This window comes from Nonomuraea harbinensis (assembly GCF_019396385.1).
GTDB classification, from domain to species: Bacteria; Actinomycetota; Actinomycetes; order Streptosporangiales; family Streptosporangiaceae; genus Nonomuraea; species Nonomuraea ferruginea.
Genome location: NZ_JAHKRN010000029.1, coordinates 1 through 12,079, shown reverse-complemented (window position 1 = coordinate 12,079; position 12,079 = coordinate 1). Strand labels below are relative to the sequence as shown.

General features: G+C 70.5%; 13 protein-coding genes and 1 pseudogene. 3 read left to right on the top strand and 11 right to left on the bottom strand.

Annotation, left to right across the window (positions count from 1 at the left end; all coding sequences use genetic code 11):
- Positions 1–303 precede the first annotated feature (303 nt).
- From nuoK to KME79_RS26830, 3 genes and pseudogenes are all read right to left on the bottom strand, one after another.
- Positions 304–585, bottom strand: a pseudogene (gene nuoK / locus KME79_RS47120) (NADH-quinone oxidoreductase subunit NuoK); the annotation flags it as partial.
- Positions 585–1,232, bottom strand: coding sequence for an NADH-quinone oxidoreductase subunit J family protein (locus tag KME79_RS26835; RefSeq protein ID WP_308249063.1), 648 nt, complete (start codon positions 1,230–1,232; stop codon positions 585–587). The gene KME79_RS26835 and the pseudogene nuoK, both read right to left, overlap by 1 nt.
- The gene (locus KME79_RS26830) at positions 1,232–2,311 is read right to left on the bottom strand and encodes a NuoI/complex I 23 kDa subunit family protein (RefSeq protein WP_372452476.1); all 1,080 of its coding nucleotides are present in this window, start codon (positions 2,309–2,311) and stop codon (positions 1,232–1,234) included. Before KME79_RS26830 ends, KME79_RS26835 begins: the two co-directional genes overlap by 1 nt.
- Before the next feature lie 208 nt (positions 2,312–2,519).
- On the opposite strand from KME79_RS26830, the gene KME79_RS26825 reads away from it, so the two are divergent.
- Positions 2,520–3,722 (top strand): serine/threonine-protein kinase, encoded by a 1,203-nt coding sequence (locus KME79_RS26825; RefSeq protein ID WP_148036484.1) that lies wholly within the window; start codon positions 2,520–2,522, stop codon positions 3,720–3,722.
- Positions 3,723–3,748: 26 nt separating this feature from the next.
- Here KME79_RS26825 and KME79_RS26820 read toward each other — a convergent pair whose 3' ends face one another.
- On the bottom strand, positions 3,749–4,243 hold the full coding sequence (locus KME79_RS26820) for a nuclear transport factor 2 family protein (protein ID WP_219546862.1): 495 nt from the start codon (positions 4,241–4,243) through the stop codon (positions 3,749–3,751).
- Between the two features lie 83 nt (positions 4,244–4,326).
- Positions 4,327–5,130: an SDR family NAD(P)-dependent oxidoreductase gene (locus KME79_RS26815; protein ID WP_219546861.1), complete on the bottom strand. Its 804-nt coding sequence runs from the start codon at positions 5,128–5,130 to the stop codon at positions 4,327–4,329.
- Positions 5,131–5,185: 55 nt separating this feature from the next.
- Between KME79_RS26815 and KME79_RS26810 the strand changes: the two genes are divergently transcribed.
- The gene (locus tag KME79_RS26810; RefSeq protein WP_219546860.1) at positions 5,186–5,830 is read left to right on the top strand and encodes a TetR/AcrR family transcriptional regulator; all 645 of its coding nucleotides are present in this window, start codon (positions 5,186–5,188) and stop codon (positions 5,828–5,830) included.
- A gap of 17 nt (positions 5,831–5,847) precedes the next feature.
- Here KME79_RS26810 and KME79_RS26805 read toward each other — a convergent pair whose 3' ends face one another.
- The 6 genes from KME79_RS26805 to KME79_RS26780 form a co-directional block, all read right to left on the bottom strand.
- The gene (locus KME79_RS26805; RefSeq protein WP_219546859.1) at positions 5,848–6,609 is read right to left on the bottom strand and encodes a GNAT family N-acetyltransferase; all 762 of its coding nucleotides are present in this window, start codon (positions 6,607–6,609) and stop codon (positions 5,848–5,850) included.
- Positions 6,610–6,755: 146 nt separating this feature from the next.
- Complete coding sequence (locus KME79_RS26800) at positions 6,756–7,706, bottom strand: hypothetical protein (RefSeq protein ID WP_219546858.1); 951 nt, start codon at positions 7,704–7,706, stop codon at positions 6,756–6,758.
- Between the two features lie 55 nt (positions 7,707–7,761).
- Positions 7,762–8,703, bottom strand: coding sequence for an NADH-quinone oxidoreductase subunit NuoH (gene nuoH / locus KME79_RS26795; RefSeq protein WP_219546857.1), 942 nt, complete (start codon positions 8,701–8,703; stop codon positions 7,762–7,764).
- A complete protein-coding gene (locus KME79_RS26790) occupies positions 8,696–9,238 on the bottom strand; it encodes an NADH-quinone oxidoreductase subunit C (RefSeq protein ID WP_219546856.1) in 543 nt (180 codons plus the stop codon). Before KME79_RS26790 ends, nuoH begins: the two co-directional genes overlap by 8 nt.
- Complete coding sequence (locus KME79_RS26785) at positions 9,235–9,765, bottom strand: NADH-quinone oxidoreductase subunit B (protein ID WP_148036476.1); 531 nt, start codon at positions 9,763–9,765, stop codon at positions 9,235–9,237. Before KME79_RS26785 ends, KME79_RS26790 begins: the two co-directional genes overlap by 4 nt.
- A gap of 32 nt (positions 9,766–9,797) precedes the next feature.
- Positions 9,798–10,169: an NADH-quinone oxidoreductase subunit A gene (locus tag KME79_RS26780; protein WP_148036475.1), complete on the bottom strand. Its 372-nt coding sequence runs from the start codon at positions 10,167–10,169 to the stop codon at positions 9,798–9,800.
- Positions 10,170–10,255: 86 nt separating this feature from the next.
- On the opposite strand from KME79_RS26780, the gene KME79_RS26775 reads away from it, so the two are divergent.
- Positions 10,256–11,716: a polysaccharide deacetylase family protein gene (locus KME79_RS26775; protein WP_219546855.1), complete on the top strand. Its 1,461-nt coding sequence runs from the start codon at positions 10,256–10,258 to the stop codon at positions 11,714–11,716.
- Positions 11,717–12,079 lie beyond the last annotated feature (363 nt).

The window sequence follows — 12,079 nt, the reverse complement described above, 5'->3', positions numbered from 1 at the left end:
CCCTCGCCTGACATGGCGCCCATCCTCAGCGGACGGCCCCTCTGAGGTGGACGAGGCGTCCTCATCGGACTGCCCTTCCGGGGTGGACGAGTCGTCCTCAGCGGGCTGCCCCTCGCCTCGGCCCACCGGCGTGCTCGCGTCGGGGGCGCTGCTGGTGCCGGCACTCCGTGATGGGCTTCGGAGCGGTGCGACGCCGGCGAGGGCGGGCACGGCGTCGGCGGGTACGTGGGCGTGCGGTGCGGCGCTTCTCGTCTCGTCTTCGGGCGTGGGGTCGTCGGCGGGCTCGGCCAGGTCGCGGAGGTGGTCGATGTCGACCGTCTTGCGGTTGCGGAACAGGGCCAGGACGATCGCCAGGCCGACCCCCACCTCGGCGGCGGCGATGACGATGACGAACAGGGTCAGGACTTGGCCGCTGTGGAGCCTGTCCCCCAGCCACACGTCGAACGCGACGAGGTTGAGGTTGACGGCGTTGAGCATCAGCTCGACCGACATCAGCACGAGGATCGTGTTGCGCCGGGCGAGCACGCCGTAGACGCCGATGGAGAACAGGAGCGCGGCGACAACCGCCGGGTAGACGATGTGCACTAATGACCCCCGGTCTGATCGGGCGGTGAACCGCCGGACGTCCCCGTACGGGATGGATCGTCCACAGGGTCGGCGGGCGGGGGCACGCCAGATGCGTCGGCAGGGTCGGACGCGCCGCCGCGGATGTCGGTGCGGGACAGGACAATGGCGCCGATCAGGGCGGCGAGCAGCAGGACGGACAGGGCCTCGAACGGGAGCACCCACGTGCTGAAGATGCTCGCCCCCAGCTCACTCGCCGCGCCCGCGCCTGGGGTCAACGGCGCGTAGGCGGTGCGGAAGCCGTCGATCACCACCGTCACCAGGACGCCTGCCGTCGCCAGCGCCACCACGGCCGCTGCAACCCGGTTGCCGCTGTCGAGATCGGTGGAGCGGCCGACCGGGGCCCGGGTCAGCATGATGCCGAACAGCAGCAGCACGATCACGGCGCCCACGTAGATGAGCACCTGCACCCACGCCACGAACTCGGCGGTGAGCACCAGGTAACAGCCCGCCAGCGCGCCGAACGCGACCACCAGCCACAGGGCCGCGTGGACGAGTTGTTTCGTCGTGACGACGAGCAGCGCCGAACCTACCGCCACTGCCCCCAGCAGCAAGAAGACGATCTCTTGTCCTGTGGGTGACAGATAGGAGGGCACCGCCTCGGTCACTATTCCTCCTCGCGCTCCTTGGGCTCTTCCGGGCCGAGCCGACCGGGCGGGCGGATGGAACGAGGATCGGCCATCCTCCGCCTTCGCGGTCTCGCGCCTGAAGTTTGCTCCCCCGAAGCAGGCTCCGGCTGCGATCGCGCCGAGCCTGTGGACAACTTCTCCCCCGACTCCCCGCCTGTGGACAACTCCGGTCCAGGCGTCCCGTCCGTGGACGGCTCGCGTCCAGGCGTCCCCTCTGTGGACGACGCCTGGCCAGGCTCTCCGGCTGTGGACGACGTCGGGCCTCCACCCGCCGACGGTGTCTCGGTGGGCGCACCGGATGTGGCGGAAGGCCTGTTGCCGTGGTCCGTCGTGGAAGTCGCCGGAGGCGCGGAACCTGCGCCGGGCGAGTCGTCCGCGCCTTCTGTCAGCGGCGTGCCTTCCGTGTGGCGCCCTTCCCCGTGGGGCCCTTCTGCGTGACGCCCTTCCCCGTGAGGCCCTTCCCTGTGGGACCTTTCCGTGGGCGGTGCTTCCGACGCCGGAAGGGCTTCCGTCGGTGTCGTGCGGGCCTCCGGCTTGCGCGGGGTTTCCGCCGGACCCGTGGACGTACGAGGGGGGCGGGAGGGCGTGGACGGTTCGGCGCCTCGGGCGCGGGCGGGGCGGCGGGGCGCGGCCGAGAGCTCCTTGGGCAGGTCGGCGCCGGAGTCGTGGGGCGGTGGCGGCGGAACCGTGGGAACCCAGGTGGCCAGCTTGTCCTTCTCATGGAGAAGGTTGCGGATGTCGCCCTCGGCGTACTCGAACTCCGGCGACCAGAACAGCGCGTCGAACGGGCACACCTCGATGCAGATGCCGCAGTACATGCAGAGGGCGAAGTCGATCGCGAACCGGTCGAGCACGTTTCGCTGGCGGGGCCGGCCGCCTTCGGGCGCGGGGATGGTCTCCTTGTGCGAGTCGATGTAGATGCACCAGTCGGGGCACTCCCGGGCACACAGCATGCACGAGGTGCAGTTCTCCTCGACCAGGGCGATGACGCCGCGACTGCGGGGCGGCAGATCGGGTTTCACCTCTGGATACTGCTGGGTCACGGATCTGCGCAGCATGCGGCGGAGGGTGATGGTCAACCCTCTCGCCAGCCCTACGCCTGGTATCCGTGCCATGGCTCAACATCATGACGCACTTGGCCTCGCGCGTGAATGCGCCAGCCTGTTGTCCCCAGGTTTTCCACAGCTATCCACAGCCCCAGGGGAAGTTATCCACAAGTAAGCCTACCGTCCGATATGTGTAGGAACACAGATGTAGTCTCTCGCCATGTCGTTGCACCATCCGAGCCGCCCGAGCGGCGGGGCCTGGGCGGCCGCGGTCGTCTGGGCGGCCCTCCCGCTGTTCTCGTGCGGCTTGGCGACGCCGTTCACGATCGGGTTCGCGGCCTTCTGGCTGAGGAGCGTCGGACAGCTCGTCGCCGCCGGCCTCTACACCGTCAACGTGGGCGTCTTCATCATCGCGATCACGATGTACGACCAGGTCGACGACATTCCCGAGCCGATGAGCACGATCGTCTCCCTCATGTTCGTCGCGGGCTGGATCGGCAGCGTGATCCACTCGGGCATCCTGGTGCCCGCCATGGCCAGGGCACGTTCCGGCCGCCCCGCGATGGCCGGGGCGCCTTCCGGCCCGCCGGGCACCTACCCTCCGCCCAACGTCCACCAGCGCACCACCACGCCCACGGCCCACCGACGCCCGGGCGAGCCCGACTGGATCGGTCACTACCGGGTGCTGCAGCCGCTCGGGCGCGGCGGGCAGGGCGCGGTCTACCTGGCGATGGCGCCCAACGGCGTGCGGGTCGCGGTCAAGGTGCTGCACGATCTGGTCGACGAGACGGCGCGGGCCAGGTTCGCCAGGGAGGTCGACGCGGCCCGGCGCGTGGCGACCTTCTCCACCGCGCGGGTGCTCGACGTGAGCATCACCGGCCAGTCCGCCTACATCGTCAGCGAGTACGTGGAAGGCCCGTCCCTTGAGCAGCTCGTGCGCCGTCACGGGCCGCGTGACGAAGACGGCCTCACCCGCCTGGCGTTGTCCACATCGGGGGCGCTGGCCGCCATCCACAAGGCGGGGGTCGTCCACCGCGACTTCAAGCCGAGCAACGTGCTGATCGGCCACGACGGGCCCCGGGTGATCGACTTCGGCATCGCGCGGGCGCTCGACCAGGTGACGGTGACCTCGGGCAAGATGGTCGGCACCCCCGCCTACATGTCGCCGGAGCAGTTATCCGGCACTCCGGTGGGCCCGCCGTCCGACGTGTTCAGCTGGGCGGTGACGATGATGTTCGCGGCCACCGGACGCCCCGCGTTCGGGGAGGACACCGTGCCCGCGATCTTCAATCGGGTGCTCACGTTCCACCCCGACCTGTCACCGCTGCCGCAGTCGCTGCGCGGCGTCGTCGGCGTCTGCCTCGCCAAACGCCCGGAAGACCGCCCGTCGGCGTCGGACGTGATGCTGGCCATCGTCCACTGACCGGCGCGCACGCGCCGGAGCCCGGGTCACGTATCGGTGTCTCGGCAGGCGTCGGCGATGGCGCCGGGGTCCCAGTAGAACGGGCGGCACTCGACCATGCGTCCGTTCTTGACGGTGATCAGTTGCATGATCGAGGTGTCGACTTCCCGGCCGGTGGCACGGGCGCGAAAGCGCACCCGGTTACGCACGACCACGGTGTTCTCGTCGCCCCAATGCTCCTGCTCCAGGAACTCCATCGATCCCCAGACCTCGCTGAAGCGGGCGAGAAACCGTTCCATGCCGTCGTGGCCGCGCCACGTTCCGGTGCCGGTGAAAGGCAGCCCGGGTGCTTGGTGCAAGACCACCTCTGGATCCAGGAGGGCGGCGACATCGTCGTAGCTCGCCTTACCGAATCCACCTGCGGCCACGTACGCGGCCTCGGCCGCATAGAACCTTTCCATCACTGTCCAGGCGTCGACCGGCGACCGCTCTTCCGCGCTCGATCCGCCGGTCCGATCCGTTGCCAAGTCCGCTGTGCTCATGGCGCCAGTATCACCGGCTGAGGCAGGTGTCCGCTGGCGGTCATCAGACTTCCAAACAACCGGTGCGGTGCGGGTGGAGGAGGTCAGGCGGTGAAAGGGGACACCAGGTCGCGGATGGCGGCGTCGAGGCGGCGGGCCGCGGCCGGGTCGGTGGTGAGGGTGGTGGGCTTGCCTCGGACGTACGCCGAGAGCGGGGCAGCCGGGGGGTTGTCGATGAGCGCTGTCATCGGGCGGACGGCCTTCGACACCGGCTGGGCGAACAGGGCGGAGGCGAGCTTGACGAGGCCGCGTACCGGCTGGCGGAAGGGCTCGAAGAGGCCCGTCGCGACGAAGAGCGGGTTGTAGAGCACGTACCGGACGGGGTCGGCGGCGTAGGCGGTGGCGAGGAGTTCGGCCGCGCGGGCGCCCTGCATCGTGGCCTTGAACGGGCGGTAGCCGCGTTCGAGTTGCAGGTCGTCCCAGTGGATCCGGCCGGCTTTGACGCCGCCGACGCCGCACAGGTCGAGGATCATCGGAGCGGGCGCGTTCTCCAGGGCGGGGCGCAGCGCGCGGGACATCAGCCAGCGGTTGACCACGTACAGGGCGAAGGTGCGTTCGAAGCCCTCGCCGGTCTCGGTCCTGGACGGGTGATAGCGGAAGGCCGCCAGCACCAGCGCGTCGATCGCCGGGTGCGTGGAGCGGAGGTGGTCGGTCAGCTCGTTCGTCTGTTTGACGGAGCTGAGGTCGGCTTGGACGAAGCGCGCTTCCGGGGCTTCCCGGCGGAGGCGGTCGCCGCCTGACGGGCTGCTGCCGATGGCGATGACCTGGTCGCCCCGTTGGCTGTGGTGGCGGGCCAGGGCCAGGCCGATGCCGTTCGTGCCGCCGGTGATGACGAGGGTGCGGGCCATAAGTTGAGGGCCTCCTCAAGTTGAGAGTGCCCTCAAGATAGCTAGGGTGGGTGGTATGCGCAAGGACGCCCTACACAACCGCGAACGCCTGCTGGAGGCGGCCCGGCAGCTTTTCGCCGACCGGGGGCTTGAGGTGCCGCTGGAGGAGATCGCCCGACGGGCCGAGGTCAGCATCGGGACGCTCTACAACCGGTTCCCCAGCCGGGATGACCTGGTGGAGGCGGTGTTCGCCGACCGGGTGGCGGCGGTGCGCGAGCTGGCGGAGCGGTCGCTGGCGGCGGACGACCCGTGGGAGGGGTTCGTCGCCTTCTTGACCGGGGTGTGCGAGCTGCAGTCGGTGGACCTCGGCTACAACGATCTCGCCGTGCGGAGCATGGGGGCGGACACCCGCGAGGGGGACGCGTTGATGCGGCGGATCGTGGCGCGGGCCCAGGAGGCCGGGATGTTGCGGCTGGATGTGACGCTGGAGGACATGGCGTTCGTGATCTGGGGGGTGGCGGGCACGGTACGGGCGACCTTCCGGACCGTGCCCGGGGCGTGGCGCAGGCACCTGGCCCTCACCCTCGACGGCCTGCGCGCGGGCGCGGCCCATCCCCTGCCCGTCCCGCCGATGACCACGACCCAGACCGAGAAGGCACTGGGCGGCTGCGATCAGGGCGCCTCGGCTCAAGGAACTCGGGGGCGCCAACGCGGTGGTTAGGGCGAGCGGCCTGGGGGTCAGGGCTGGTACGTGTACGGGGTCGTGGTGGTGAGGGGGTGGAAGCCGAGGCGTTCGAGGATCGGGCGGCTGTCGGCTGAGGCGTCCACCTGGAGGTAGCGGTAGCCGCGGGCGGCGGCGATGCGGGCGCGGGAGGCGACCAGGGCCCGGTAGAGGCCGCGGCCGCGCCAGCCGGGGACGGTGCCGCCGCTCCACAGGCCGGCGAACCCCGTACCGGGATAAAGCTCCATTCGGGCGGCGCTGACCGGTTCGTCCCCAGCCATGACCACGAACGCCACCAAGGTGTCCGCGGCGAGCTGGGCCCGCAGCGCGGCGGCGAGGTCGGAAGAGGCGCCGAACGCCTGGTCGTGCACCGACATCATGAGGTCCACGTCGGCATCCGTGGCGACCGGGCGAAGGCTGACACCGCCGGGAAGCGCGACCTCCGTGTCCAGGTCGGAGATCTCGGCGACCATCAGCGTCTCCTCCTCGCCGGGGACGAACCCGGCCTTCAGGAGACGGGACGGCAGGTCCGAGGGCCGGTCGTAGGCATAGAGCTTCCACTCGAAGCCGCGCCCCGGCGAGGTGAAGGACGAGACCTGGGCGGCGATCTCGGCGTCGGCCGTGGCGTCGTCGAGGTCCGACCAGATGACGCAGTCCCAGCCGTCGCCGAGGTAGCGGATCACCCGGCCGACGTGTTCGACACGGTCGCCGGGGGTGAGGGGCCGGGCATCGCGCCTCAACCCGCGGTCGAACGCCGCCAGCGCCTCGTCACGGTTCATGCCGCCAGCTCAGCACCGCGGCGGAGGTAGACGCAACGAGGTTTCCGCGGGCCGCCGCGCCATCCGCGGTGGAGCGCCTGACGATCGAGACGCGTCCCGACCGCCAGGGAGCACGGTCGTAGAAGCCGTAGCCGCACATCCCAGGGTCACGGGGAGCCGTGGCTGGACGTCCTGACCAGGTCGATGTACTCCTCGCGGCTGAGCCGGAGCACCGACAGGTCCAGGTCGTTGCGGGCGGCGAGGCGGCGCAGGTCCTCGGGGGACCAGGGGCCGGGGATGTGGTGCAGGGGGCGGCCGGCGTGGTTCAGGATGAACAGGCCGGACCGGTCCTCGTACTGGTAGGCGAGCAGGCCGGCCGCCCGCCCGGGCGCTCTGCCGATCTCCAGCGGGGCGAGCTGCTCCCCGCTGTTGTGGATCACCAGCTCCTTCGAGGCCCCGATCACCAGGTTGGGGCCGTCCAGCGGGCCGGCGCGCATGCCCTTGCTCGCTTCGTACCGGCGCCAGCGGGCCTTGATCGGGCGTAACACCAGCAGCAGCGGGCTGAACGCGACCACCAGCCACTTCACCTCGACCAGGTCGATGAGCACCCGGCCGACCACCGACAGCCCGCGCCAGGCCGCCCAGGCGCCGACCGAGACCAAATACACCATCACCGCCAGCCCCACCGCCCCGGCCGCGTAGATCAGCGGCAGCCGCCACCGCGCCGGCTTCGGCGGGGGCACGCCGAGAACCCGCCGCCACCCGGGGGCGCGGCCGGACAGCCGGGCGCGTACCCGCTTCGACGACTCGAACCGGCAGCCGTCGACCGGCACGCCGGCCTGGGCGGCGAAGCCGGTCACCTGTTCCTCGGGCCAGGCGCCGGGCAGGTCCAGCAGGACCAGACCGTCGCGGTCGAGCGCGGCCAGGCCGGTCACCCGCTGCCCGTCGCCCCCGGCCTGCTGCCGGTCGTAGCGGTAGCGGTAGAGCATGGCGGGCCGCACCCGTACGGCATCGTCGCAGGCGGTGGCCACCAGCGTCGGGCCGTCCCACGTCAGGACCGTTTCCGGGACCGGGCCGCCGTCGACAGCCGGACCGATCGGAGTCAAGCGGTACGTCATCGAACCCCCTCGAAAGGGCCCCGTACGGTAAGACGAACGGAGGGCACCGGGAGTTTCAGACCAGGACCTGGACGACCCCGGTGATGGCGAGCTGGAGGAGCGCCAGCGGCACCAGGACGGCCCAGGCGAGCTTCTGCAACTGGTCCTCACGGAAGCGCGGGAAGGTCACGCGCAACCAGATGACGACGAAGGCCAGCGCGAACACCTTGACCAGGGTCCACAGCCAGCCGGGCAGCAGCGGCCCCTGCCAGCCGCCGAGGAAGAGCACGCTGGTCAGGAGCGACAGGACGACGATGCCGGCGTACTCCGACAGCATGAACAGGGCGAAACGCATGCCGGTGTATTCAGTCATCGGGCCCATGATGATCTCGGACTCGGCGATCGGCATGTCGAACGGCGGCCGGCGCAGCTCGGCCAGCCCGGCGACGAAGAACACCACGCCGCCGATCGCCTGCCACGGCAGCCACCACCACTGCCACGCCTCGACGATGCCGGGCAGCGACAGCGTGCCCGCCGCCATCGCGACGGAGGAGGCGGCCAGCACCAGCGGCAGCTCGTACGCGACGAGCTGGGCGGCCGCCCGCATGCCGCCGAGCATCGAGTACTTGTTGGCCGACGCCCAGCCGGCCATGATCGCGCCGAGCACGCCGACGCCCATGACCGCGAGCACGAAGAACAGCCCTAAGTCGAGGTCGACGCCCACGAACCCGTCGTCGAGGGGGATGGCGATCAGCACCACCAGGTAGGGCACCAGCGCGACCCCGGGGGCGATCATGAAGACGCGCCGGTCGGCGGCGGCCGGGATCACGTCCTCCTTCTGCATGAACTTGACGCCGTCGGCGATGAGCTGCGCCCACCCGTGGAAGCCGCCGGCGTACATGGGCCCGAGGCGGGACTGCATGTGAGCCATGACCTTGTGCTCGGTCTGCCCGACGACCAGCGGCAGGGCGAGGAAGACGACCAGGATCACGGCGAAGTGCAGCACCACGTCAAGCATCGGGTGACCCCCAGTCGGCCGGCACGCCCGGCGGCAGCGTCTTGCGGCGGCTCGGCGCGCCGTGGCCGGACTCGCCGGGCTCCTTGGCCCCCGGCCACTGCTTGGCGACGCGCGCGGCCAGGATGAAGTCCTTGCGCAGCGGGTGGCCCTCGAACCCGTCGGGCAGCAGCAGCGGCACCAGGTTCGGGTGGCCTTCGAAGATCACTCCGAACATCTCGTACGTCTCGCGCTCGTGCCAGTCGGCGCCCCGGTAGACGCCGACGGCGCTGGGCAGGCGCGGGTCGTCGCGCGGCACGGCGGTGCGCAGCAGCAGGCGCTCGCGGCTGTCGGGGTTGTAGACGTGCGCGACCACCTGGAACGCGTCCGGTGGCTCGTCCACACCGGTCAGCCAGTCGAAGAAGGCGTAACCCAGCCCATCGCGGACGTGGGTGAGCAGCTCGATCCAGTCGCCGGGGGCGACGTCGACGACGGTGTCGCCGAAGGAGTCGGTGACCTCGGCGCGGCCGTCGAGCGGCCCGGCGGCGAAGCCGGTCACGACTCCTCCCCTTGCGAACGCGACCAGAGGTAACGGTCGCCGAGCTTCTCTCCGGCGATCTTCTCCTGCAGCTTCGTGATGCCGTAGAGCAGCGCCTCGGGGCGGGGCGGGCAGCCGGGCACGTAGACGTCGACGGGCACGATCTGGTCGACGCCGTTGGTGACGCAGTAGGAGTCCCAGTAGGGGCCGCCGGTGTTGGAACAGGCGCCGAACGAGATGACGTACTTCGGGTCGGGCATCTGCTCGTAGAGGCGCTTCACGGCCGGGGCCATCTTGTCGGTGACCGTACCGGAGACGATCATCAGGTCGGCCTGGCGCGGCCCGTTGGCGAACGGGATGACGCCGAACCTGATGAAGTCGTGGCGGCTCATCGAGGTGGCGATGAACTCGATCGCGCAGCAGGCGAGCCCGAAGTTGAACACCCACAGGGAGTAGCGGCGGCCCCAGTTGAGCACGAACCGCATGGGCTTGGGCGCGAGCCGCGAGACCGGCCCCACCGTGGGCATCGGGAGATCCGTCGCTGCCATACAGCCATTGTTGCGCGGATCAGAGGCGAGAGCTACGTCCAGGTCAGGACGCGTTTGCGCCAGGCGTACAGGATGCCGAGGGCGATGACGCCGAGGAAGACGAACATCTCGACCAGTGTCGTGACGCCGTAGCCGGGCGCGTCGAAGACGGTGGCCCACGGGAAGAGGAAGACGGCGTCCACGGCGAACACCACGTAGAGGTAGGTGAAGACGTAGTAGCGGACCTGCGACTGGGCCCAGCCTTCGCCCACGGGGTCGACGCCGCACTCGTAGCTGGTCAGCTTGTCGGGTGTGGGCCGGGTCGGGCGGAGCAGCCGGTTGATCATCAGCGCTCCGGCCACGATGGCGACGCCGATCGCGAGCAGGACCGCGACCAGCGCGTAGGACCCGTAGTAGCCGTCCATGAACGCGATGGTAACCCAGTCAAAGCTAACGCCCCATACCCCCAAATATAAGCAAATCACAAGATCTGCCCCATATGCTCATATTTATGGCTAAATCTCGATCTTTGGGAGGAATCGTCCTGCTGGCCCTGGCCGCCTCCGGGTGCGGGCTGGCCTCGGCCACTCCGCAGCAGCAGGACACCCGGGTCCCCGCCGACCCCACCAGGATCGAGTTCGTCGACCCCGCCGCCGTGGCCGGGCTCGCGCCCCGCACGGTGAGCGGGGACGACCCCGTCACCAGGCGCGTGCGCATCAGCTACCCCGAGCTGGACGACGCCGCCCCACTCAACGAGAAACTGCGGGCGGACGCGCGGCGGCGGCTGCGCGAGTTCCGCGAGACCGCCCGCGGCGTGTCCCGCCCCGAGCTGAACGTCGACTGGCGGCTCGCCGCCGTCGGCGACGCGATCGGGGTGCGGCTGCGGGCCGGCCGCTCCCACGGCACCGGCTGGGACCACGCCACCACGACGTTCTGGTACGACACGAACACCCGCCGGGCCATGGACTCCACCGGCCTGCTGAACGGGAGCCCCGCGCTGCACGAGGTGGCCCGGCTGGTCAAGGCCGGACTCGGCGACCGCGGGCCGGAGGTGGACCACGGCCAGGTGACACCCAGCCGCGACCGGTTCGACTCGATGGCCTTCAACGCCGAAGGCGACCTGGTGGTGGAGTTCGACGACTGCGAGCTCGGCCCGTGCTCACTCGGGAGGCTGGCCGTGGCCGTCCCCGCCGACCAGGCCTGGCCGCTGCTCTCGGACACCGGACGACGCGCCCAGCGGGCCGCCCGCCTGGCCGGGCAGCAGGTGGCCGAACCACCGGCGGCGGCGCCCTCCCCCGCGCCCGCCGCCGCCAGCAACCGGGCCGGCACCGTCGACTGCACGGAGGCCAAGTGCATCGCCCTCACCTTCGAGGACGGCCCGGGGCCCGAGACCGGCAGGCTGCTCGACACGCTGCGGGAGGCCGGCGCCCGCGCCACGTTCTTCGCCGTGGGCAGCAACGCGGCCCGCGAGCCCGGGCTGCTGCGCCGGATGAGCGCCGAGGGCCACCTCGTCGGGAACCACTCGTACGCGCACCGCGACCTGGCCCGGCTGCCCTCCAGCAAGATCGCCGACTCGCTGGCCCGCACCGAGGACGTGGTGACCGCGACGATCGGGCGGCGGCCGACGCTGGTGCGGGCCCCGTACGGATCGGTCAGCACCGAGCTGCGCAACGTCGCCCGCGAGCACAGGCTGACGCTGGTGGGCGCCGACCTCGAAACCTTCGACTGGCGCGACAGGGACTCCGCCGAGATCGCCGACCGGGTGGTGGAGCGGGCGCACCGGGGCGCGATCGTGCGCCTGCACGACACCCGCGACACGACCGTCACCGCCATTCCGGACATCCTTGAACGGCTCGCCGGAAAGGGATACACCTTCGTCACCGTTCCAGAGTTGTACGGGACGGCGGGGATGCAGGCTGGGCGGCTCTACGAGTCAGGGATCTCACCCGTGCGCAAGCAGCCCCTGACTTAGGTCATGCGACAGGGGGACGTATAGTTGGCGCTCGTGACCCGAACTGTCCTCTTCGCGCGCCTGCATGTAGACCTCTGCAGGCTTGCAGCGGGGCTGTGTCGCCCTTCTGCCGCCGCATCCTGAATTTCACTGCGTTTACCCGCTTTGGGCGGTGTGCAAACGCGCGACCTCCCGAGGATCTAGCATGGAAAAAGAGAACGCGCCAGAAGCGATGCGCTCAGGCGCGTCGAGGAGGACTGAGCTGTGACCAAGCAGGTTCAGCAACTCGATCGGGTGATCATCCGGTTCGCCGGTGACTCCGGTGACGGCATGCAACTCACCGGTGACCGGTTCACCGCGGGCACCGCCGAGTTCGGCAACGAC